This is a genomic window from Amphritea opalescens (genome assembly GCF_003957515.1).
GTDB classification, from domain to species: Bacteria; Pseudomonadota; Gammaproteobacteria; order Pseudomonadales; family Balneatricaceae; genus Amphritea; species Amphritea opalescens.
In genome coordinates, this window is record NZ_RQXW01000023.1 from 1 (window position 1) to 24,608 (window position 24,608).

Genomic DNA, 24,608 nt, shown 5'->3' on the forward strand with positions numbered 1-24,608 from the left:
GCTATCCATTCGAGTCAAGAAAATTTCTTTACGTGTTTTACGACGTTTGTTGTTGAATTCGCTGTCGGCAAAGGTAAGTTGATGTGGCATGGTCAGGCTCGAAGATTAAAAATAAATTGTCTCATGAGAAGGACTTATTCGCATCTTCCCTATTATATGTACATGTAGATTCAACTCGGAGGTTAATTTGGGAATTATCTGCTTTGGGCAATTTTTGCTCTTGTCACGGTTTTAAAAAAACTCAAAACCAATGCCAACCCAACACGGTTCTCTGCAAGGCGATGTGTCATGTTGAACTCAAAATGAGGCTGTTTCGTGTGTAGCAAGTGCAGCGCGATAACATAGAGAGCCCGTGATACGGGCTTTAAACTGAATTACTTGTCTTCGCTGATATCCAATCACAAGAAAAAGCGCTCGAAGGTCGCATCGATCTATTTATATAGGAAGATCCTCAGGTTTGATCGTCAGATATTGACGCCGCTCTGGCGGAATTAAATGGTAAAGGACTTCTAAAAAATGGCGTACGGCAGTTTCCCCGACCTCTGCAAATACTTTATCAAGAGTCGCCTTCTGTTCGGCAAATGCTATCTCTAAAACTGAGAGGCCTTTGGCGGTTACATAATGATGTCGAATACGGCGATCGTCTTCATTTGTTATCTGTTCGATGTAATCATCACGAACTAACTCTCTCATTACGCGATTTAGGCTTGCCGCGTTAATCATTAACAACTCTTGAAGTTCGTTTGTTCTGATCCCTCTGCGGAAACGCACAAAATACATCACTCTAAAATGCGAACGTGTCAGGCCCATTTCTGCCAATTTAGCGTTTGCAGATATCGTTGCAAAACGAGGTCCCCAGAATACAAGTTCTGAGGTGCAAATGTGAACCGCATCTGGAAGATCGGCCGGACGTATAGTTTCTGGTTTCAAGGCTAATCTCCTATTTCAGTTTTTATTGTGCCGTTTATCGGGATGAAAATAAACTATGCAATGCATTATATATATGTATTGCATATATAATATTGATGTAGTAATTTGTTTCAAGCCAGTTTCAACTGGTGATAAAGCGACTCTGGAGGGTAAATAATGAAAATAAGAATGTTTTTTTGCGGTGTTGTTGCCACCATCATGGCGAGCAGTGTTGCCGCCCAGAACGTAACTTGGCGTGTGACATCGACCTATCCGTCTAAATCTCATGTTGGGGCATCGTTCAATGCGATGGCTGAAGAGCTTTCTCGGCTAACGGATGGGGGATTTGTTTTACAACTTAATCTTGATGGCTCTCTTGGGTTCAAAGGTGCTGATAATTTCGAGATTGTTGCTGACAATGTTGTTGAAATTGCAGAGACAGGTGCTGTCGATCTGACGGGTTATGAGCAGATTTTTGGTGTTGTGGGGCTACCTTTTGTAGCACCTAGTAACGATGATGTTTTGCGGATGATGGACATTGTGACACCTGAATTCGCTGCCGCGTTTGAAAAGCATGACCAAATAATGATTGGATGGGGATCATTTCCTGCTGTTGGTATTTTTGGAAAGCATGAAATATCTAGCGTGGATGATTTCGCTGGTGTGAAGATTCGTACTTATGATTCGTTTTCGGCTAGTGCATTTAGCGATGTAGGTGCATCACCAGTGCAATTAGCTTGGAGTGATGTCGTTTCCTCATTATCGTCTGGAGTAATTGATGCGGTGCTGACGTCTTCCTTTGGCGGTGCAGCGATTAAAGCGTGGGATTTAGGGATTACAGACTTCAGTGAAATTGGGTATTCGACACCGATTACCTTGCTTCATGTTTCAAAAGAAGCATTCGATGATCTTTCACCTGAATATCAGAATGCCTTACTGAAGGCCGGTGATGTCTATACACAGACTAATTGGAAGGAATCTCTGGCAGCGATAGATGGCTTTAAAGCGTCATTTCGCGAGCATGGAATTGCTATACACGATAAGCCTAACGATGACTTAAAAGCCCGTTTTACAGAAATTTCGGAGACTGCCGCTTCCGAATGGATTAAGGCTGTTGGGCCTACCGGTGCGGAGTTATTCCAGGCAATTAAAGAAAAGTAATCGCGAGGACCAATACAGGTGGCTTTTGTAATCTGGCCGCCTGTTCAATCCTTCTATATGGAGAATGACATGGCCATTATTCAGCGATTAGTGCGTCACCTTTGCACGATTTGTATGATTGGCGCGACGACTGCCATTACCACGCTTGTCTTATTAATTTTAACCGAAATCCTTCTGAGATCAGTGTTTGATAGTTCTCTGCTTGTCACTGAAGAGTTTGCAGGTTACCTCGTTTCAGGTGCCATTATCCTAGCGTTGGCACCGACATTTCATGATGGTGCAATGATACGGTTGACGTTGCTCAGTGACTGCTTAAGCGAAAACCATCGAAAAGTTTTAGAACTGTGTATGACTCTTATTGCCTTATTTGTTGTCTTGTTCTGGGCGCGCTACATATTACGTGCGGCATTGAAACTGTTCGACCGAGGGGTAACCTCTCCTGGAGTATTCGCCTTTCCCTTGTGGATTCCTGAAGGAGTAACTTTATTTGGTTTGGTTTCTCTAGCAGTCGTTATATTCGCCCACGGCTTAAACCTTATTTGGCCTAAGGCATCGGTAAATACTAATGAAGGAGCGATTGACTATGGAGATTGAAATCGCGATTGTCCTTTTGGCTATTTTTATTGGGGCGCTGGCACTTGGACTATGGGCCTTTGTAACTTTATTTGTTATCGCGATCCTAATGATGGTACTTGGGGGCGATTTCAGTTTGGAAAAAGCAGGGATTCTTGCTGCTAAGGTTTCTGTTAGGGCGTCACGTTCGTGGGAATTATCGGCCATCCCCTTGTTTCTTTTGATGGGAGAAATGCTTTTCCGAGCTGATCTATCAAAGCGACTTTTTGAAGGGCTTGCTCCTATATTCAGGCACTTTCCCGGTGGGTTATTACACGTTAACGTTGCCGGATGTACTACATTTGCCGCAGTTTCGGGATCTTCAGCAGCAACGACAGCGACGATTGGCCGGATCAGCGTGCCTGAGTTGTTGGGGCGCGGATATGACCGGCGATTGGTTCTAGGTTCACTTGCAGGTTCGGGATCATTTGGACTGCTTATTCCACCTTCTATCGCAATGATTGTTTATGGGGTCATTGCTGATGTTTCTATCGTACGTCTATTTGCTGCCGGACTAATTCCTGGATTGGTGTTGGCTATGATGTATTCATCATATATTGCGCTACGCGGTAGGGGTACTAAGCTCGATTCAAAACCGGAAAACCTGAGTGCGTTATTAGGCCTGATACCTATTCTTGTACTTGTGTTTGTGGTGTTAGGTAGCATTTATGGTGGTATTGCTTCGCCGACGGAAGCTGCTTCAGTAGGTGTTGCTGGAGCCTGTATGTTGATTCTTATTGAACGTCGAATGTCTTGGGAGTTATTACGCAGCTCGCTGGTAGCAGCCACTCGGCTAACGTGTGTAATGGGAGCGGTGGTTATTTCAGCATCTGTTATGTCTGCGGCAGCCGGGATGGTTGGAATACCACAAGCTTTGGCTAACTGGGTTGTCGGCATGAGTCTAAGCGCCACTATGTTGTTGATAGCGATTGCTGTTTTTTACATTTTCTTAGGACTGTTTTTAGATGGCATTTCAATCATGGTGGTTTCACTTCCTCTGATTATGCCCATTGTTATCGCTTCAGGAATTGATCCGATCTGGTTTGGTGTGTTTTTGGTTTTAATGATCGAACTAGGGCTGATGACTCCTCCCGTTGGATTCAACTTGTTCATCATTCAGTCAATCTCTGGCGCAACAATTGGTGAGATCGCACGAGCAACGGTACCTTTCTTTTTGATTATGTTGTCAGCGGTGGTCTTGTTTACGATTTTTCCACAAATCGTTCTGTGGTTACCTGAAAAGATTTTCTAACGAACGCCGGACCGGTTTTAAAACGGTGCGGAATTATTAGATAGGAGTTAATACATGAGAGATGTTTATATTGTCGGCGTTGGTATGACCGATTTTGGTCGCCACTTAACGCAAAGTGTGAAGTCTCTGACGCGCATCGCCGTGACAGAAGCTCTAGAAGACTCAGGCGTAGAAGCCGGTGATCTAGATGCGGCTTATTTTGGTAATACGGCACAAGGGTTGCTGGAAGGCCAGTACATGATAGGAGGACAGATTGCATTAGGTGCCATGGGAATTAGAGGTATACCTGTGGTCAATGTGGAAAATGCCTGCGCGACGGGGACTACCGCGTTTCATATGGCTGTTAATCATGTCCGTAGTGGTGCGGCCAATGTGGCTCTTGCGGTAGGTGTTGATAAGCTGCTGACGGAGAATAAAGCGAAAGGCTTTGAGATTTTCAATACGGCGTGGGATGTTGAAACTCCAGAGGAGAATATCAAAACATTAATTGGGGGGTATTTCTCGCCGGAAAATTCTGCGGCAGATGGAAGAAAGCGCTCGATGTTCATGGACCTTTACAATCATATGGCCCGTCATCATATGGAAGCCTACGGTACCACACAACGACAGATGGCAGTGGTGTCTTCTAAAAACCACTTTCACTCTACGATGAATTCTAAATCCCAGTACCAAAGGGATATGAGTGTCGAAGAGGTCCTTGCTGCACCTATAGTGACCGGTCCTTTGACCATTCCGATGTGTTCTCCAATCAGTGATGGCGCGGCAGCGGCAATTGTTGTCAGCGGGGGTATGCTACATCGTTTCAAGGGGATGCCGGTTAAAATTCTTGCCACAGTGCTGCGTTCAGGCACCAACCGAGATGCGCGTGATTATAAAAATCATATCACGACATTAGCAGCCCAAGCAGCATACGAACAAGCAGGATTAGGACCCAAAGATATGAGTGTAGCGGAGGTTCATGATGCCGCGGCTTTTGGGGAAATTTTACAATCTGAATGTCTCGGCTTTGCGCCCTTCGGCGAAGGTGGTGTGCTTGCTGAAAGCGGAGCGACACGCCTAGGTGGAAGTATTCCCATCAACCCATCAGGAGGGCTAGAGAGTAAAGGTCATCCCATTGGAGCTACTGGCTTGGGACAAATATATGAATTAACGCAACAGCTGCGAGGACGTGTAGGCGCTCGGCAAGTTGAAAATGCCCGCTTTGCGATTGCCGAAAATGGTGGTGGTTTACTGGGTGTTGAAGAAGCGAGCGCCTGCGTGACGATTCTTGGGAACAGTTGAGGGAAGGGATAAATGGACATAGTTACTGCATTTGAACAAGGCTTGGCTGGTTTCCCTGAACGAGCTTGTTTCGTGGCTGAGGAACAATCATGGAGCTATCGAGAGATCGATTGTTTAACCAATCAAATCGCTAACAAACTACTCACGTTAGGGTTGGGAGAAGGTACACAGGGGGCGGTTCTCAGTGCGAATGATGCTGTAGCCTTTTCTTGTGTACTTGGCATTATGAAAGCGGGGATGTCTTGGGTTCCACTCAATGCTAAGAATACGGCGGATAACAACCGCGACCTCTGCAATGCTTTTGATGCCCAAGTTTTGTTTTACCATTCAAACATGGTTGAGACTATTCAGGAGATTCGTAACGCGTTGCCTAAGATTAAGGTTTTTATCTGTGTTGATCGAGATATAAACAGTGATCTGAGCATTGATAGATGGCTAGGTGATACTTCAGATGTTATGCCGAAAGTGGATCGATCTTTAGATAAGATGTGTATGATATTGCCGACTGGCGGGACTACTGGGATGCCCAAAGGCGCCATGTTGAGTCGGAATAATTTATCGATATTTAATCGTACGATGATAGAGCTTTGCCCTCATGATGCTCCTCCTGTGTACCTTGCCGCTGCGCCGCTTACCCATGCAGCAGGATTACTTGCCTTTCCTATCATGGCTAAAGGTGGAACCACCGTTATCACTACTTCGCCTGATGCATTGAACCTGATGGAGTTGATAGAAAAACATGGAGTGACAGATCTTTTCCTACCACCGACTTTGATCTATATGATGCTTTCTCATCCGAAGGTGCGGTCATTTAATTATTCTTCATTGAAGTACTTTATTTATGGTGCGGCACCCATGTCCGTGACCAAACTGAAAGAGGCCATCACAGTATTTGGGCCAGTTATGACCCAATTTTTTGGTCAATCAGAAGCACCATGTACTTGCGCGCATCTTTCTGCTTCGCAGCATTTGTCTGATGATGGGTTTGCTTCTGATTCTGTGCTTTCAAGCTGCGGTAAGAGTACTCCGTATGTTGAGTTGGCGATTTTAGACGAAATGGGTTGTCCTGTTAAAGACGGTGAACGTGGTGAAATGGCTGTCCGGTCAGATCTCGTCATGTTGGGGTATTATAAGAACCCAACAGCCACAGCAGAGGCGACCGTTAATGGTTGGCACTTAATGGGAGATATCGCGTTTAAAGATGCGGATGGATATTATCACTTAGTCGACCGTAAAAAAGACATGATTATTACGGGTGGTTTTAATGTTTTTTCTTCTGAGGTTGAGCAGGCTCTGCTTTCTCATGAAGCAGTCCAAGACTGTGCTGTTATCGGAGTACCAGATGACAAATGGGGAGAGGCAGTTAAAGCTGTAGTTCAGTTACAAAGTGGGAAACTGACAACCGAAATCGAGTTGATTGAGCATGCAAAATCTATACTTGGCAGTGTTAAATCACCTAAAACGGTGGAAATATGGGAAGACCTTCCGCGAAGTCCCGTCGGAAAGGTTCTTAAGCGTGCAATTCGTGAGAAATACTGGGTCGATAAAAATCGTTTGATCAACTAAAGACTACGGATACGAGTTTGGCAGCGGGTGTCGTTTTATTACTGGGCAGTAACTCAGTTAGAGACCATTTATAGAAGCTTATTTTGATCATCAAAGAGCAACCGGGTTTAATCGATCAGGGACGTAGCTAGCAGATGTGCTCAATGCGAGACGGAGGCGTTATTCAACGATAAAATGTTGGTTTTGGTTCCATATCGTCCTACTCGTTTAATCAACAGGTCTATGATGAATGACGACCTTGAAACAATTGACTCATCCTTTATTCGCGGAGTAATGGGTGAGTTGATCCCACACTGTTCTCCGCAAGTCGATGTACCATATCCATTTCAAAATAAGGCTGTTTTGTGTGTCGCAAGAGCGATAGATGCTTATATGCGGGATAGTCTGGATGCCCCGTAATACGGGCGTTTCAGTTTGTCTAACTTTTAAATACCCTATTAGGATTTTTTGGCAGACGGTTTTACTGGCCTCAAGCACTGACTTTGTCTAGTTTTTAAATACCCTATCACAAATATTTTTTGATAAAAAACGGTTCTTAGGAGCCGTTTTTTTTGTGTTAGGGGTATTTAAATTTTAGACAAACGTTCGTTTGTCTAAAATTCTAAAGGGGTTATAGTGATATGTTCATTATCCCTGTTCAACGGACCTCTTTTCCCTTGAATACACAAAGTATTGAGCCAACGCTTTGATTTAGCAGCATCTAGCTATTATGATTGAGTCACGTTTATGGCAGGGATGCGGCCTCGATCGGCACTAATATTCTGTAAAGTGCTTCTCTCGTACGTTCTTAACCTTCTGATATATAAGATAAAAGCTCCCTTTGGTTTATCGTATTTCTAGCATTATGGTGCTTTGGCAATATAGCGCCAAAGTGCACTATAATTAGCTGTTAGCCCCATCGAGCGATCATTTTCTCGAGTGAAATACCATTGAGTAGGAAGTAAAGAAATGCAATTCATCACGGACGGCCCTGATATACCGGATGCGCTCTTGCAAGCGCATGAGGATGGTCGTGTGGTGTTCTTTTGCGGAGCAGGTATTTCCTACCCTGCCGGTTTGCCGGGTTTCAAGGGCCTTGTAGAGCAAATTTACCGGTTGAATGGAACGGCACTTTCGGACATTGAACGAGGGGCCTTCGAGCGTGGGCAGTTCGATGCCACACTTGATCTGCTCGAACGGCGCCTGCCGGGCCAGCGTTTGGCCGTCCGTCGTGCTTTGGCAAATGCCTTGAAGCCAAAACTCCGCCGCAAGGGGGCAACCAATACACAGGCAGCGCTGTTGCATCTGGCGCGCAACCGTGAGGGAGCGTTGCGGCTGGTCACCACCAACTTTGATCGTATCTTTCACGTGGCGGCCAAACGCACGGACCAAGAGTTCCAAGAGTACGCAGCCCCTATGCTGCCCATCCCCAAAAACAGCCGTTGGAACGGGCTGGTTTATCTACACGGCCTGTTACCTGAAAAGGTGGACGACACGAGCTTGAACCGTCTGGTTGTCACTAGCGGTGATTTCGGCTTGGCCTACCTCACAGAGCGCTGGGCGGCACGCTTTGTAAGCGAGTTGTTCCGCAATTATGTGGTCTGCTTCGTGGGTTACAGCATCAACGATCCGGTGCTTCGCTACATGATGGATGCGCTGGCTGCCGACCGGATGCTTGGAGAAGTCACGCCGCAGGCTTGGGCACTGGGAGATTGCGAACCGGGGCAAGAGCACAGTAAGACCATCGAGTGGGAAGCCAAGGGTGTCACTCCTATACTCTACAACGTACCTGCTGGTAGCCATGACCACTCAGCGCTACACCAGACTTTGCATGCTTGGGCAGATACCTACCGCGACGGAGTGCAGGGCAAAGAGGCCATTGTCGTCAAACACGCCCTTGCTCGTCCACAGGACAGCACGCGGCAGGATGATTTCGTTGGCCGGATGCTGTGGGCCTTGTCAGATAAATCAGGTTTACCGGCAAAGCGCTTTGCGGACCTCAATCCTGTCCCTTCGCTGGACTGGCTGCTGGAGCCCTTCTCGCATGAACGTTTTGGGCACGGCGATCTAGCCCGTTTTGGCGTGCAGCCACAAGATGATGTGGATGCCGAGCTGCGCTTCAGTCTGATTCGCCGACCCGCATCCTATGACCGTGCCCCATCCATGCTACTGGCCTCTGGGGACCTAACCAGCATCCAGTGGGATGATGTGATGTTCCATCTGGCCCGCTGGCTGGTACGCCACCTGGATGACCCGAGACTTATCATCTGGATTGCTGAGCGCGGTGGGCAAATGCACGACCGGTGGCAGTGGTTGATTGAGCACGAACTTGATCGCTTTGCTTCATTGGCGCGTCAAGGCAAAACCTTCGAGCTGGATGAAATTCGCTTGCATGCCCCCAAGGCGATCCCTGGCCCCTTGATGCATACCTTGTGGCGCCTATTGCTCAGCGGTCGGGTGAAATCCCCGTTGCACGACTCCGGTCTGTATCGCTGGAATGATCGGCTGAAGCGGGAGGGACTGACTACGACATTGCGTCTGGAGTTACGCGAGCTGCTTGCCCCCAAGGTGGTTTTGAAGAAGCCGTTTCGCTGGAACGACGACTCGAGCAGTACCGATGAGCCTACAAAAATCAAGCAGTTGGTGGACTGGGAACTGGTGCTGGCCACTAATCACGTGCATTCCGCTCTGCGCGACCTTGCCGATGAGCCATGGAAATCAGCTCTGTCGCAGCTGTTTGAAGACTTCCAGCAGCTGCTTCGTGACGCACTGGATCTTTTGTGCGAGTTGGGCGAGGACGACAACCGTAGCGACCGCTCGCATTGGGATCTTCCATCCATCACGCCACATTGGCAGAACCGGGGCTTCCGAGATTGGGTGAGCCTGATCGAATTGCTGCGTGATGCTTGGTTGGCGGTTCTCGTGAATGACAGCGTGCGCGCGACACGAATCGCACAGAGCTGGTTTGAATTGCCGTACCCCACCTTTAAACGTCTGGCGCTATTTGCCGCTAGCCACGACCACTGCATTCCGACAGAACAGTGGGTGGATTGGTTGCTGGCGGAAAACGCATGGTGGCTGTGGTACACAGATACAGGGCGGGAGGTGTTCAGACTGATCGTTCTGCAGGGACGGCATTTGGCAGGGGCTGCACAGGAACGTCTAGAAACAGCCATATTGGCAGGCCCGCCGCGCGCGATGTACCGAGACGATTTGGAGGAGGATCGGTGGCAAGACTTGGTAGCTCGCTCCGTCTGGCTCCGCTTGGCCAAATTGAACACATCAGGCCTCGTGTTGGGGGCGCCTGCAGCGGCACGCTTGGCGAAAATATCCGCTGCCTACCCGCAATGGCAGTTGGCGAACAATGAAAGTGACGAGTTCTCACACTGGATGAGTGGCACGGGCGATCCGGATTACGAAGACAGCCGAGAAGTCGACATTGCACCCCGCAAGCGGCAGGATCTGGTGCAATGGCTCACAAAACCGGCGCAAGAACGGCGACCCTTCTACGAAGACACGTGGCGTGAGGTTTGCCGTTCGCGCTTCTTTCACAGTTTGTCCGCATTGTGTGATCTAGCACAGGATGACGTGTGGCCCGCTGGCCGGTGGCGCGAAGCTCTGCAAGCTTGGGCTGAAGAAGGAATGGTGCTGCGCTCATGGCGTTACGCAGCGCCGCTAGTGCAGACTATGCCTGATGCAGTACTCCAGGAGATTGACCACGCAGTTACGTGGTGGATGGAAGCCGTTTCCAAGTCCATCAACGTCCACGAAAGCATTCTGCTGAATTTGTGCCAGCGCGTGCTGGCTCTGCCGATTGATCCGGGCACGGGAATGACGAGCAACGGAGCATCAATTGACCAACCTGTTACGGAGGCCATTAATCACCCGATCGGGCATGTCACGCAGTCTTTAATCAACTTGTGGTTCAAGCAGAACCCGAATGACAACGATCTGCTTCCTGCTGAATTAAAGCCCATCTTCACCACTCTATGCGACGTGCAGATAGATCGACTCCGGCACGGTCGGGTGCTGATGAGTTCGCGGCTGATTGCATTTTTTCGTGTGGATCGCCCTTGGACCGAACAGCACCTACTGCCGCTGTTCAGCTGGAGTAACTCCGTTGAAGCCAAGGCCGCTTGGGAAGGCTTCCTCTGGTCACCCCGTTTATACCAGCCATTGCTGACAGCCTTAAAGTCACAGTTTCTGGATAGTGCAAACCACTATGCCGATCTTGGCGAGCACCGACAGCAATTCGCAACTTTCCTCACCTACGCGGCATTGGGTCCGACCGAGGGATACACTGTAGAGGAGTTTCGCGCTGCGATTGGTTCGCTTCCACAAGAAGGCCTAGAGGAATCCGCGCAAGCGCTCTCCCAGACGCTTGAAGGTGCAGCCGATCAGCGTGAAGACTACTGGAAAAACCGTGTCCAGCCGTTCTGGCAACAGATCTGGCCAAAGTCCCGCGACTTGGCGACCCCGCGAATCGCCGAGTCCTTGACCCGGTTGGTCATTGCTGCCCGAGGCGAGTTTCCGGCGGCCTTGGCTGCAGTGCAGGACTGGCTGCAACCCATTGAATACCCTCACTACGTCGTTCATCCACTTGCCGAATCTGGCCTGTGTAAACGATTCCCAACGGAGGCACAGTTGCTGTTGAATTCAGTGATTGGCGATCAACAGTGGGCGCCCCGGGAACTGGGGCAATGTTTGGACGACATCGTGCAGGCTGATACACAGCTTGGGCAAGATGCGGGATACCAGCGACTAAGTGAATACTTTCGAAGGCGCGGCGCGTGAAAGTGACGGGAATGGCGCTACGAGACCGGTGGGTCTAACAAACGCGTCAATAAGGACGTTCGCAAGCTCGCGCCTATTACGCGGGCGTTATACACAAGGAGTAGTGGTACAAAATGGCAAGGAATTCTAACCAAGGCGGTTTTCTAGCTTCGAGACTGATCGGCCTCTTTGCATCTCTGTTTTTTTCTGTTCCTACCGCTGCGTTGATCTGGTTTGGAGTCAACAAGCAGCTGTCATACTTTGATGCAGGGTTCTTCAGCAGTAGCTATCTTATTGCCTGCATCATCATATTTGCTGTGCTTGCGTTGCTGCTTCCGCGTCTTTTTCCATCTATTCTTGGGGGGATTTGGCACGGCATACTCAAGGTTGAACGTTGGTGGGGCTGGTAGCTTTATCTATAACCCATCATTCAAGTTCGTTCCCGGTCTGCGGTCGCCCACCGGACGCCTCTGTCGGGCCGCCGCTCAATTTAGGCGTTATGCTCAATAAAACGATGCGAGATAAATAATGTATGAAAGTAAGGGAAAACCTTTAATCGATAAAAAATCCTTTAGGAAAAGAGTGTTACTCCATATATTGGCAGCACTGTTATTGGTCATTGTAACCTTGATCATTGGAGTCGTTGGCCATATCTACTTTGACAATATGAATTTTGGTTCAGCCCTTGTCGCTTCAATTACCCTAACGAGTGGACTTGGATTATCAATTATACCTGAAAGCATCCCAGGGCAATTATTTGTTAGCATATATGGAATACTATCTAGCTATATTTTCCTTGCTACGAGCAGCATTATAATCGCACCCATTCTTCACAGATCTTTGCACAAGTTTCATTTAGATGAATAGTCACCGCATCAAAAGTGAATCATGTCGTTGGTCAACTCACTGGGGAAAACACTCCCCAACCTTTGCCAAAGTGTTCGCATTTACCCCCTATTCAAAGCGTAATGTTGAGGGTCTTGATCGTAGGGTCGAGCGGATATCAGCCAATGGTGGCTGATCGCAGTGTCATGTGATGATTTGCCTTGCATTAAATATTAGCAATAACTAATATAAATAAGGGAATGTACTGAGAAGCCGATGAGTGTCGGTTGTTTGATTGACTTAACGTGTTTGAAAGACAATGACGCTGCCAAGTAAAGTGTAAAGATAAAGTGTGCAAAGTGATCCGTAGGCAAATCAGCTTTAGAGGGTTTATGTCAGCGTAGTTGGCGTATCACATACTTCAGGTAAACGATAAGGTGTTATGCCTTAATCTCGACCTGCCGCCCAATAAATAAAACAGGGGTTTCTCATAAGAGTTCGCCCTGTGTGGCTGTATCAGTTACCACACTCTATTTTGAGTCAGAACGAGGATGTAAAAATGGCTATTAGTCGACGTAAACTGCTTATTTCTGGTGCTGCGGTGGGTGCTGCTTCCGCCACGGGCTTATTAGCGTGGGAACTGAATAAACAGGAAACAAACGCGAGAATTGTCATTGCGGGTGGTGGCGCGGCTGGGATGGCCATTGCCAATAAATTGAACATGTACCTTAGAGGTGCTCGCATTACGGTGGTGGAACCTCGGCCTTATCATTGGTATCAGCCGGGACAAACATTATTACTGGCGGGAGTGTATGACAGTCGTGATGATGTGGTCAGCACGAATAAAGAATACATGGACGCTGATGTGCGTTGGATTAATGACAGCGTGACGGAGTTTGATCCGGATAATAACCAGCTGCACACCGCTCAAACAGGAAAGCTGGATTATGATTACCTGATTGTCGCAACCGGTTTGGAGTTACGCTTCGATTTAATTGAGGGCTTAGATCCCGATCAGATAGGGCAAGACGGTATAGCGAGTATCTATCATAGTCCCGAGGCGGGTATTGCCAGCCATAAACAAGCGATGAAGTTTGCGCAATCCAATGGTGGGCAGGGGGTATTTACACGGCCGAAGGGCGCGATGAAATGCGCTGGCGCGCCTTTAAAAGCGACGAACTTAGTCGAATATTTTGCGCATCAGGCGGGCCAGCGGGATCGTTTTCAATTTGATTATATGACGGCTGAAGATTTCTTATTCAGTGTGAAGGTGTTTGATAAACGGTTGCAAGAAATCTGGCAGGAAAGAGAGATACAGCCTCATTACGAACACGACCTGCAGGCCATTGATAGTCAGACTCAGGAGGCTTGGTTTAGCACCCGCGATGGCGGACAAATTAAAGCCGAATGGGACTTTATCCATATTTCGCCACCCATGTCGGCGATACCGGTCGTGCGTGATTCGGCGCTAGCGGATACGGCTGATTTTAAAGGTTATGTCGAAGTCGATAAGTACAGCTTGCAGCATAAACGCTATGCCAATGTCTTTGGCTTGGGTGACACAGTAGGTACCCCTGTTGGCAAAACGGCCGCATCGGTGAAGGCGCAGTTACCCGTTGTGGCGACCAATTTGACGGCGCTCATTCGTGAAGAGGAGATGCCAGCACGATGGGATGGTTATACCTCTTGTCCGATGATTTTGGATGTCGGGCATGCCATGTTGTGGGAGTTTGACTATAGTTTGCAGCCGGTGACGGCCTTGCCATTTGAGGTGGTGGATCCGCTTGCGAAAAGTAAATTATCTTGGGTGATGGAAAAATCATTACTCCGGCCCGTTTACGACATCATGCTGGAAGGCTATACACCGATTTAAATCATCGCGAGAGTGGCGCTATTATGAGTTACCTGTTGGTTGTGCTGCTCGCCGTGGTGGTGTTAGTGGGGGTGTTTGTCATCGCTATCCACTTGGGGTTTCGTGCCCCAAAAATAGAGTCCACAGACACCCCTAAAACACGGCTTAATGTTGATTTCTTGTCGGTCTTGATTCCGGTTAAAGTCAATAAGCATTTATCCGGCTGGCTGTTGCCGATAGAAGGCGCGCAAGAAACCCTGGTTGTGCTGCATGGGTGGGGCAGTAATGCCGCTATGATGTTGCCGCTGGCGCTGCCATTTTATCAGGCAGGTATGAATGTGTTGCTGTTCGATGCACGCAGTCATGGACAGAGTGACGCCGATACATTTTCATCTTTACCGCGTTTTGCTGAGGATATCGGTAGTGCCATCGACTGGCTGAAAGGTGAATATCCCGATCGTGCCAAGAAAATAGCGTTATTGGGTCATTCAGTCGGAGCGGGGGCGGTCTTGTTTGAGGCGTCTAGGCGCACCGATATTGCTGCCGTGATCAGTGTATCCGCGTTTGCGCACCCAGAATGGATGATGCAACGCTATCTGCAAAGCTTGCATATACCGGCATGGTTGCGGCGAAAGGTTATCCGTTATGTCGAGTGGGTTATTGAACATCGATTTACCACCTTTGCGCCTATTAATACGGTTTGTCGTATCAGGTGCCCGATATTAATGGTGCATGGCAAAGATGATCTTGTTATTCCGGTTGATGATGCGCGAGCGATTCTACGTCATTGCCCAGCGCCACACTTACGCTTAATTGAGATAGAGGGGGCGGGCCATAGTTCGGTTGATAAAATTGAGCTACATGCCGATACATTAATCCAATTTCTACGCGAAGCTGGTTTTACAGGTCTTAAACACTGACGTTGTCTAATTTTCAGATGCCCTATCGCATAAGCATTGTTGGATGAAAACGGTTCCTCGGAACCGTTTTTTTTAGGCCGATTTTAGGGCGACTTCCTGTGCTTGAATCCCTTTGAGTATCAGAATCATGCCAGCACCCAGCACGGAAATAGCGGCAGCGATATAGAGGGAGTCGGCATAGCTACCGCCTCTGTCGGCGATGATACCGGCAATCGCGGGGGCGCCGATCTGGGCAATGCCGTATAACAGGGTGAGTTTTCCCATCAGTTTGGCGGGTTTGGTGGGGTAAAAACGTCCTGCCATGGCTAACACTAAGCTGACAATGCCGATAAAACTTCCGCCGTAGAGCATCGCGCTGAGCAGCGCTACCCACAGGTTATCACTCACCACCGGCAGGATAATGCCGACAATCTGAATTAAGAAAGCCAATAATAGGGCGTTTAATTCACCCTGTTGACGAGCAAATCTATCCCACAGGATAACCGCGGGCGTTGCGCTCAGACCAACAAAGATCCAGACAATTTGGCCTTCACCCTGCAAGCCGGGCTGTGCTTCAACGATGGCGACGAGAAAGGTCGCGCTGATAACGTAGGCATACCCAGCACAGAAATACATAATGCCGAGCAAAAATAACCAGCGGCGACTGGGGGGATTATCCTGTAATGGCACCCCCGCTTTTGTTTGGTGACTGGTATCGGGGCGGGGTAACCAACGCCAAGCGGGGATAGCGATCAGTGAACCGATGATGCCGACCGCGAGCCATTGATCATGCCAATCAAGGTGGCCAAGCATCAATTCAGCGGCTAGGCCACTGACGATGATGCCTAAACCAGCACCCGCATAGTGAATGCCGAGTTCTGGTCGATGACCGTGACGCAGCAGCCAGTTCATGATTAAGCCTGCACTGATTAACATACCGCTGGCGCTGCTCAGCCCAGAAAAGAACCGCAGTACGCCCCATAGCCAGATATTATCGGTGAAGGCCATGCCGAGGGTGGTTATCACGGCGGTAATCAACCCAGCACGATAGAGTCTATCTTTGGTTTTTAAGTTGCCGACGGTGGCCGCGAGTACTGCACCGCACATATAGCCGATGTAGTTAATGGTGGCCAGATAGCCTCCGGCTAAGTCGCTGAGTCCTGCTTCGGATTGCATGACTGGCAGCAGTGTTGTGTAGCAAAAGCGTGCGATACCGATGGTTAGAATAAGCCCCAGCAAGCCTGAACCCAGCACCTTGAGATGCTGTTTGTCATCCGTTGTACCCATTAATTTATCGCCTATTATTGTTATACCAATAAGCGTATATATTTATATAATTCTTTACAAACGAATTATTGAGATACTAATGTTCTGTTATTAAGAATGGTAGGTGAGCGAAACAATCATCTACGGTTATCTGTCATGGAGGCAATGTTGGAAATCATAGCACTGAAAACCTTTGAAAAAGTGGCCAAAGAGGGCGGTATTTTAGCGGCGGCCAAGCAGTTGAACACCGTACAGTCGAATGTCACGACCCGTATCCAGCGTTTAGAAGAGGAACTCGGCACCCAGCTGTTTTCACGCAAGGGACGTGGGCTTGAATTAACCGGCCCAGGGCGGGTGTTATTGGAATACGCTGAACAGATTTTACAGTTGGAGCGTCAAGCCGGTGTTGCGGTTCGGTTGGCAGGGAAGGGAGCGGCTGAAATCAAAATTGGTGCGATGGAAACGTTCACCGCCACCCATCTGCCTCCGTTGCTCGGGGCGCTCCGCGAGTGTTGCCCTAAATTAAAACCACAGGTGATGGCGGCGACAACCGCTGAACTCGTGCGGGCCGTACTAGATCATCATGTGGATTGCGCTTTCGTCGCGGGGCCCATTAACCATCCGGATTTAATGAGTATGGATGTACTCAATCAGGAGCTGGTATTAGTGCAGCCTAAACATGTCACCCCAGCGGATAATCTGGTGCTGTTTCGTGAGGGCTGTGTTTATCGCAGCAAAGCGTTGTTGTGGGCGCGGGATTATCGCGATAGCCGTTATGGTTTAAGCGAGTTGGGAACCCTTGAAGGCATTCTCGGCTGTGTGGCGCAGGGCCTAGGCGTTACCCTGATGCCGCGTAATGTGGTTGAGTTGTCGGTTTATCGTGAACAGCTAACATTAGAGGTATTGCCCGATGAGCTAGCGATGGTGCCCACGGTTTTGATTCGGCACCGAAGCACGCCTAGGTTGAAGGTGATCGAGTCATTATTGACCTCGTTGCGCTGGTTACCGGATCAGGCTGCGACGGGGTAACGACTACGGATGCGTGTTGGTCTGAAAGTAGGTTTGTATGGCGAACATTAGAGTTGATTGGCTTTACGATAGCGGCCCTGATAATCAAAAACGCGCTCTTGAATACGCCAGAACTGCCCTGATTTTCGCGCGACAACGAAATCGGGTGCGGTAAAGAGTGTTGCGACGGCTAAGACCTCGTCGGTGGAAGTAAATTGACGTGGTGTTAGGCTTTGACCGAAGCGGCGGCCGAAAAGCTCATTAAAGCGTTTACGCTGCGCTATTTTTTGCAGATCAAACTGTTCGCTTAGCTCTTCACCTTCTTCATCATGATAGATGATCTTTAGTTTACCCTGGGTGTCGGTCATTGAGATGCCGGCACAGCGGATCACGCGGGCGTCTTTGAGTTTAAGGGCGGCCTTGAGCTGGTCGTCGGGGTCGATAATGGCGTGGCCGCATTGATGGCAGTTGCGGGCGGCAATATCGTTTTCTGCATTACATTGTGGGCACTCTTTAAAGCGGAAACGGTAGTCGCATTGGGCGATTGTGCCGTTATCATCCGGTAACGTGCCTTGGCAGCGTCGGCCGAAGTGCTCGATCACATTGCCTTCATCATCTGTCTTACCCCAAAAAATATTGGCAAATTCGCATTTGGGACAAAACACCTGAACAGGAACGCTACTGCTATCGGGCTTTGGTTGGCCTACTTCGGGGGCAAACAGATTAAAACCGTTACCGGCATAATCCATCACGAGGCAGTCCTCTTTTCCTTCAGCGAGCCGGAGCCCTCGGCCGACGATCTGTTGGAACAGCGACACCGACTGAGTAGGCCTTAGTATTGCGATAAAGTCGACATGGGGGGCATCGAAGCCGGTGGTGAGTACGGCCACGTTAACCAGGTATTTGATTTTTTTCTGCTTAAACTGATGGATCAGCTCGTCCCGTTCGGTATTGGCTGTGGCACCGGTGATCAGGGCCGTTTCATTAGCCGGTAAGTATCGGCAGACCTCATGGGCGTGTTTAACGGTGGCGGCAAAGATCATCACGCCTTGGCGTTCAGCGGCAAGGGTTTCGATCTGCTCACAGATAGCCTGGGTCACTCTCGGGTGGCTCACAAGCAGCTGATTCACCTCTGTTTCAGCATAGTGACCAAAACGGTTGGCATTGAGTGCTGAAAAATCATACTGGGCGATCGGCGCATCCACCATGCGGGGTGGGGTGAGGAAGCCCCGTTTAATCATATATTGCAGGGGCAGCTCATAGATGCAGTGTTCAAAGGGGCGTGCCTCGCTGCTGCGACAGAAGCCTCGATAATGATAACGGTAGATCCAACCCATCCCCATCCGGTAGGGGGTGGCGGTTAGCCCCAAGAGTTTCAGTTGTGGGTTAAAGCTTCTCAGTTGGGTGAATATTTGCTGATACTGACTGTTTTCATCTTCACTGATGCGATGACACTCATCGATAATCACTAATGAGTGTTCGGTGGCAAAGTCTTGCAGGTTGCGTACAACGGATTGCACACTGGCAAAGGTCACCTGATAATGACTTTGCTTTTGCTTCAGGCCAGCCGAATAGAGCCCGCCCTGTAAACCATAACTCAGATATTTGTTGTGATTCTGTTCGACGAGCTCTTTCACGTGAGCCAGCACTAGAATTTTGCGGCGGGCTAGCCGGGCCAGTTCTGCTATCACTAAGCTTTTACCGGCCCCGGTGGGTAATACGATTACCGCTGGTGCATCACTTTGGCGGAAATGAGTCAGTGTCGCCTCAACCGCATCCCGTTGGTAGTCACGTAGTTGGAACTTAGTTTGCATAATGCTGCTCTGGGTTTAACTTAATCATGCGCCGGATGGACGGGCGAGTTAAACAGACAGGGGTCGAGCTGACTCGACTTAGAATATCCGTTTTTATGATCGTTTTTGCTGTGTTGATGGGGCTCGTCATACGACTATTGTAGCGTGTAAATACGCGATTTAAACGAGCTATTTCAAACAGATTGTGCGATATTTCAGCCAATGGAATAGCGACGACTCAGAATTAATTCTGATAGATCGGTGTTATACGTCTATTCTGAAGTAAAGATTTCAAATAACACTGCTTTTATCAAATGAGGAAATAGCAATGGATCTATCTTTTATCGATGTTTACATCATCCCTTGGGTTATCAATATCGCGATGGCCGCGGCTATTTTTATCGTTGGTCGGATGATCTCAAAATTCCTAGTGAAAATGCTGGGTAAAGTCCTCCGTAAAGGCAAAATGGAAGACATACTGGTTAACTTTATCAGTGCTATTGCCAATATCTTGTTGTTGCTGGTGGTTGTGGTTGCGTCATTGGATCAATTGGGCGTCGATACAACGTCAATGATCGCGTTGGTTGGTGCAGCAGGTTTGGCGGTTGGTTTGGCGTTGCAGGGTTCACTGCAAAACTTTGCTGCCGGTGTGATGTTGATTATCTTCCGTCCCTTTAAAGAGGGTGATTTTATCGAAGCGGCAGGTGTTGCCGGTGTGGTTGAACAGATTAGTATCTTCAACACTGTGATGCGTACTGGGGATAACAAAGAAGTTATCGTGCCTAACGGTAATATCTATAGCGGTGTCATCACCAACTATTCTGCCCGTGATACTCGTCGGGTCGATATGGTATTTGGTATCGGTTATGGCGATGATTTGAAGAAAGCAAAAGCATTGCTTGAAGAGATTGTCAAAAGTGATGAGCGTGTACTGCAAGATCCAGCACCGGTGATTGCGGTTTCAGAACTGGCCGATAGCAGTGTCAACTTCGTGGTTCGCCCATGGGTTAATGCAGCTGATTTCTGGGCGGTTAAATTTGATACCACTGAAAGCGTTAAGTTACGTTTTGATCAGGAAGGTATCTCGATTCCGTTCCCACAGATGGATGTTCATCAGTACAAGCACGAAAACGACTAAATCGTTCTGAACGATTGATAGCCAAAAAAACAGCCGCTGATGCGGCTGTTTTTATATCGGTTGAGTATCGTCCGGCGGCTTGTTGTTTTCCAGTGCTTTTTTGATCTCCTGCGGGTTACCCACGTCCAGCTCAGTTTCAATCTCTAGTGTGTCTTCTAACTGTCGCTTCAACGCCTCGTTCTCTTGACGAACCTTCTGGGTTTCAAGGCGGTAACGGTAGATATCCTCAATCCTTGTTTCAAGTTTCTGCTCTAGCGCTTCGATGCGTTTGTCCTGCAGCCTGATGATATGCTCATACTTTTTGACCTTATTCTGCAGGTTATTGATTAAACCATAATTTTGCATACCGCTTTGCGGTTGCAGCATCTTTTCATGATCGGGGTGGTGCTGCTGACTCAGCTCGGTCACTAGGTGTTTGTACAATGATTTAAGGTCGGCGGATTCGCGGGTGTTATAGCGAATGTTGTTTTCCACCGCCTTGTGCGCACTGGCTGAACCGATCGAACCGGCGAGTGTATGTTCAAGCAGACGGTGAAACTCCAGCAGTTCGATAATAGCAATATGGGTTTTGCCGGTTACCTGCAGGTCTTCAGTAATTTGAGTCAGGGCTGCCTTGGCTTTTTCACTACTTAGATAGCCTTCTAACAGTGTGCGTGCTTCGTCGAGTTTCTCATTGAGTGAAATATAACGATCCAAACCGGCGGGGCGAGCGGTACGCACGGAGGGGCGCATGGCGCTAAGAAACTCGGTGGATAGATTACGCTCGGCTTTGTGGGGGCTATAGAGTAGTGAGCCGAGAATATAGAAGCTGATATTGACCACAAGTGTCCAGAACACGCTGTGAGGAATAGAGCCGATATCGTCGAAGCCAAATAGAGCCTCGGGTCTTAGTAATGAAAAGCCGAATAAGCCATCCTGTAGAATCGCTTGATCTAACCAGCCGTGTTCCACGAAAGCTGGGATCAGCAGGGTATAGGCCCACATGATAAACCCTGAGAGTAAGCCTGCCAGCGCTCCTGCGCTATTCCCGTGACGCCAGAAGATGCCCCCCAATAAGGCGGGGGAAAACTGCAATACCGCGACAAATGAGATTAAGCCGATGGCGACTAATATATAAGCATCACTGAAAAATATGGCAAAACCATAACTACCCAAGAGAATCAGTGCGGCCAGAAACCAACGAATCTGCAACAGAAACGGTTTAATAAATTCGCAGGAGGGCATTCTTTCGATGATCGGCAGAATTAGATGATTAGAGGCCATGGTGGACAGCGTCATGGTGGTGACGATAATCATACCGGTGGCGGCGGAAAATCCACCGATAAAGGCGAGTAGGGTCAGTCCATCATTACCGGCTAACTGGGGCAGCAAGAGCACATAGAAATCGGCCGATTCTTCCGGTAAACCAAGCAATAAACCACCGGCGGCAATAGGCACCACAAAGAGGTTGATGAGAATCATATACAGCGGCAACAACCAGATCGCCGCCTTGATATGTTTAGGGTCGGCATTTTCCACCACGGCCACATGGAACATCCGTGGTAGGTTTTGAATCGCGGCAAAGCTGAGGACGATCAATGTGAGCCACATGATTCCCGAATCTCGGGCGCCACTGACCTGAATTACCCGTTCAAAGCCCTGTTCAAAGAGCTTTTCGGTAATATCATCAAAGCCATTAAACAGGCTGAAGCTGACAAACAAGCCGACGGCGACAAAGGCGATAAGTTTGACCAAACACTCGACCGCCAGTGCGGTCATCATCCCTTGGTGTCGTTCGGTGGGGTCGAGTCGGCGCATACCAAACATAATGGTAAAGGCGACCATAAAGAGGGTGATGATCAGACCCGACAAGTCCCAGCCCATGGGAGAGTTTTGCTGATCGGTAATGAGTTGGAACGAACCGGCGACGGCTTTCAATTGCAGTGCGATATAGGGAAGAATACCAAACAGGGCCATCAAGGTGACGAGCGCGGCAATGGTTTCGGAGCGGTTATAGCGGGTTGAGATAAAGTCTGCGATGCTGGTGATACGAAAGGTTTCTTTGGCATAGACCATGCGTCGCAGTGTGATCCACCAGAAGGCGATGCCCAGTATTGCGCCGATATAGATGCCGAGAAACTGTAATCCGGAGCTAGCGGCAAAACCGACGCTGCCATAAAAGGTCCAAGAAGTATGGTAGACCGCCAAAGATAGGCAATACACCCAAGGGCCTTTAAACCCAGCCCCACGGCTAGTGCGTCGCTCAACGATCTGCGCGATACCAAAAAGTACCGCCATATATAAGGTCACAGTGAGAATAATGGTGAGTGAGCTAAACATCCTTATCCTTTATATCAATCATTATGTCCGACCGTCTTTGTAAATCAGATCGTTAAGCTAGCTTAGTTGGGCAATGAAAAAGATATCCTTCTGTTTTTCGTTATGCGCCTTAACTCTTATTATGGCACTGGCCTTAATTCTAGTCTTAGCTTAGGTCTTAGTTATGGCTCTGGCGCGTGATCTTCTGAAGTGGATTTCCCATGACAGCAAGCGGGTGGCACGGGATCGAAGCCGCCCGGGTGACCTGGGTGGCATTTACCTATCCGCTTAATACCTAGCCAGCAGCCTTTTAAAATACCGTGGGTTTCAATCGCTTCAACCGTATAGGCGGAGCAGGTTGGATAGAACCTACAGTTAGGCCCCAACAGTGGACTGACCAAGTATTGGTAAGTGCGGATCAGAAAGATAAAGCAGCGTCGTAAAATCATACAGGAAGTGTAGCGCCGCCAAGCTAGAGGATACAAGCAAAACCGGCGGAAGGCTTGACCGAGATCGTTGCTTAGAAGAGGGTTTCAGCGAATAAAGTAAAAAAGCCGCTAACTCGGTAGCGGCTTTCAGGAGGTCGAGCGCTAATTAAAGATGCTCTTCTGCGTATTCCGCCAAGCGTGAACGGAAGATACCTTCTAAGTGAATGGTTGACGCGCCTTCAAATCCTTTAAAGCGTTCAACCACATAGGTTAGGCCTGAGGTGAGGGCGGTGAGATAGTTGGAATCAATCTGTGCCAGATTACCCAGACAGACCATTTTACTATCCTTACCACAGCGGGTGAGGATGGTTTTCAGTTGCTGTGGTGTGAGGTTTTGCGCCTCATCAATCAGCACCACCGCATTTTGAATGCTACGCCCACGGATAAAGTTGAGTGATTTGAACTGAATGTTGGCTTTCTCAATAGCATATTTCACACTGCTTTGAGGGCGTTCATCGCCTTCGTGCATCGCTTCTAAATTATCATGTATAGAGCTCAGCCAAGGGGTCATTTTCTCCTCTTCGGTACCCGGTAAGAAACCGATGTCTTCTGCCACCGGCGGGGTTGAACGGGTGACGATAATTTTATTGTACCGGCCCTGTTCAATCACCATCTCAAGGGCGCAGGCCAGCGCAATCAGTGTTTTACCGGAACCCGCAGCACCGTTGAGTAGGCACAGATCAATATCAGGGTCTTGCATCGATTGCATGGCAAAGGCTTGGAAGATATTGATGGGATGGATCCCCCAGCACTCCTGCTGCATCAGTTTTTCGTAGCCTAGATCTAACAGGATAATCTCTTCATGGTTAACCGAGACGACCCGCGCGGCAAAGTCTTTTGAATCATCGTAGATATACTGACAGGGATAAGTGTCGGGTAGCAGATCAGGGTTGATTTTATGATAGGTGTTAGCACCTTCCTGATAGCTTTTGACCTTGTCTACTTTCTCCCAGAAGTTACCTTCAATATGGAAATGGCCCGAGGGCAGTAGGTCTAAATCAGACACTAATTGATCTTTGCGATAATCCTCTACTTTTTGTAAGCCCGCCCCAAGCGCCTTGAGACGCATATTGATATCTTTGGTGACGAGGATGATTTCGCGGTGAGGATCGCTGCCCTGCAGGTGCAGTGCGCAGTTGATGATGTGGTTGTCGTTGTTTTTGTTGTCAGGGAGAAACCCCTGACGGGTGGTGAGTTCATGATCGGGAAAGATACTCAGCTTACCCAATCGCGTGTCATCTTGGGTGCCGGGGACGAGAATCTGTACCCCTTTAAGGATTTGCGAAGGGGTCGCGGCACTGAGAATGTTATCGATTGCCCTGATGACGTGGCGGGCTTCCTGCGCCACGCTCTGTTTACGGTCCTTGATATTGTCCAGTTCTTCCAGAACTGTCATGGGGATAGCGACATCCTGCTCTTTAAATTCGTACAGGCAGTTAGGGTCATGCAGTAACACATTAGTATCGAGGATATAGAGTTTATCAGCACTCATGCTAGTTTCCTTCTCG

At 48.7% G+C, this 24,608-nt stretch carries 17 protein-coding genes; 11 read left to right on the top strand and 6 right to left on the bottom strand.

The genetic code is table 11. From position 1 onward, the window contains the following. Positions 1 to 435: 435 nt before the first annotated feature. A complete protein-coding gene (locus EH243_RS17425) occupies positions 436 to 930 on the bottom strand; it encodes a MarR family winged helix-turn-helix transcriptional regulator (protein WP_126159940.1) in 495 nt (164 codons plus the stop codon). Between the two features lie 156 nt (positions 931 to 1,086). On the opposite strand from EH243_RS17425, the gene dctP reads away from it, so the two are divergent. From dctP to EH243_RS17470, 9 genes are all read left to right on the top strand, one after another. After that, a complete protein-coding gene (gene dctP / locus EH243_RS17430) occupies positions 1,087 to 2,070 on the top strand; it encodes a TRAP transporter substrate-binding protein DctP (protein WP_126159941.1) in 984 nt (327 codons plus the stop codon). A 69-nt stretch (positions 2,071 to 2,139) separates the two neighbouring features. Next, positions 2,140 to 2,664 carry a TRAP transporter small permease gene (locus EH243_RS17435; RefSeq protein ID WP_164549160.1) on the top strand — a complete coding sequence of 175 codons (525 nt, stop codon included), beginning with the start codon at positions 2,140 to 2,142 and terminating at the stop codon, positions 2,662 to 2,664. After that, complete coding sequence (locus EH243_RS17440; protein ID WP_126159943.1) at positions 2,654 to 3,934, top strand: TRAP transporter large permease; 1,281 nt, start codon at positions 2,654 to 2,656, stop codon at positions 3,932 to 3,934. Before EH243_RS17435 ends, EH243_RS17440 begins: the two co-directional genes overlap by 11 nt. A gap of 54 nt (positions 3,935 to 3,988) precedes the next feature. Continuing rightward, positions 3,989 to 5,215, top strand: a complete 1,227-nt coding sequence (locus EH243_RS17445) for a thiolase family protein (RefSeq protein ID WP_126159944.1) — start codon at positions 3,989 to 3,991, stop codon at positions 5,213 to 5,215. Positions 5,216 to 5,227: 12 nt separating this feature from the next. Next, on the top strand, positions 5,228 to 6,781 hold the full coding sequence (locus tag EH243_RS17450) for an AMP-binding protein (RefSeq protein WP_126159945.1): 1,554 nt from the start codon (positions 5,228 to 5,230) through the stop codon (positions 6,779 to 6,781). Positions 6,782 to 7,729: 948 nt separating this feature from the next. Then, positions 7,730 to 11,554: an anti-phage defense-associated sirtuin Dsr1 gene (gene dsr1 / locus EH243_RS17455; RefSeq protein WP_126159946.1), complete on the top strand. Its 3,825-nt coding sequence runs from the start codon at positions 7,730 to 7,732 to the stop codon at positions 11,552 to 11,554. A 113-nt stretch (positions 11,555 to 11,667) separates the two neighbouring features. Continuing rightward, positions 11,668 to 11,943 carry a hypothetical protein gene (locus EH243_RS17460; protein WP_126159947.1) on the top strand — a complete coding sequence of 92 codons (276 nt, stop codon included), beginning with the start codon at positions 11,668 to 11,670 and terminating at the stop codon, positions 11,941 to 11,943. 974 nt (positions 11,944 to 12,917) lie between these two features. Further along, complete coding sequence (locus EH243_RS17465) at positions 12,918 to 14,231, top strand: NAD(P)/FAD-dependent oxidoreductase (protein WP_126159948.1); 1,314 nt, start codon at positions 12,918 to 12,920, stop codon at positions 14,229 to 14,231. Between the two features lie 23 nt (positions 14,232 to 14,254). Beyond that, on the top strand, positions 14,255 to 15,130 hold the full coding sequence (locus tag EH243_RS17470; protein ID WP_126159949.1) for an alpha/beta hydrolase: 876 nt from the start codon (positions 14,255 to 14,257) through the stop codon (positions 15,128 to 15,130). 72 nt (positions 15,131 to 15,202) lie between these two features. Here EH243_RS17470 and EH243_RS17475 read toward each other — a convergent pair whose 3' ends face one another. Next, the gene (locus EH243_RS17475; RefSeq protein WP_126159950.1) at positions 15,203 to 16,396 is read right to left on the bottom strand and encodes a YbfB/YjiJ family MFS transporter; all 1,194 of its coding nucleotides are present in this window, start codon (positions 16,394 to 16,396) and stop codon (positions 15,203 to 15,205) included. Between the two features lie 144 nt (positions 16,397 to 16,540). Here EH243_RS17475 and EH243_RS17480 point away from each other — a divergent pair, with 144 nt between their 5' ends. Further along, complete coding sequence (locus tag EH243_RS17480; RefSeq protein ID WP_241235118.1) at positions 16,541 to 17,404, top strand: LysR family transcriptional regulator; 864 nt, start codon at positions 16,541 to 16,543, stop codon at positions 17,402 to 17,404. A gap of 47 nt (positions 17,405 to 17,451) precedes the next feature. On the opposite strand, the gene radD is transcribed toward EH243_RS17480, so the two are convergent. Beyond that, positions 17,452 to 19,197 carry a DNA repair helicase RadD gene (radD, locus tag EH243_RS17485; protein WP_126159952.1) on the bottom strand — a complete coding sequence of 582 codons (1,746 nt, stop codon included), beginning with the start codon at positions 19,195 to 19,197 and terminating at the stop codon, positions 17,452 to 17,454. 307 nt (positions 19,198 to 19,504) lie between these two features. Here radD and EH243_RS17490 point away from each other — a divergent pair, with 307 nt between their 5' ends. Then, on the top strand, positions 19,505 to 20,314 hold the full coding sequence (locus EH243_RS17490; protein WP_126159953.1) for a mechanosensitive ion channel family protein: 810 nt from the start codon (positions 19,505 to 19,507) through the stop codon (positions 20,312 to 20,314). 51 nt (positions 20,315 to 20,365) lie between these two features. Here EH243_RS17490 and EH243_RS17495 read toward each other — a convergent pair whose 3' ends face one another. From EH243_RS17495 to EH243_RS17505, 3 genes are all read right to left on the bottom strand, one after another. Continuing rightward, the gene (locus EH243_RS17495) at positions 20,366 to 22,633 is read right to left on the bottom strand and encodes a sodium:solute symporter family protein (protein WP_241235119.1); all 2,268 of its coding nucleotides are present in this window, start codon (positions 22,631 to 22,633) and stop codon (positions 20,366 to 20,368) included. Between the two features lie 161 nt (positions 22,634 to 22,794). Next, positions 22,795 to 23,061, bottom strand: a complete 267-nt coding sequence (gene yidD / locus EH243_RS17500) for a membrane protein insertion efficiency factor YidD (RefSeq protein ID WP_126159954.1) — start codon at positions 23,059 to 23,061, stop codon at positions 22,795 to 22,797. 145 nt (positions 23,062 to 23,206) lie between these two features. Further along, complete coding sequence (locus EH243_RS17505) at positions 23,207 to 24,592, bottom strand: PhoH family protein (protein ID WP_126159955.1); 1,386 nt, start codon at positions 24,590 to 24,592, stop codon at positions 23,207 to 23,209. Positions 24,593 to 24,608 lie beyond the last annotated feature (16 nt).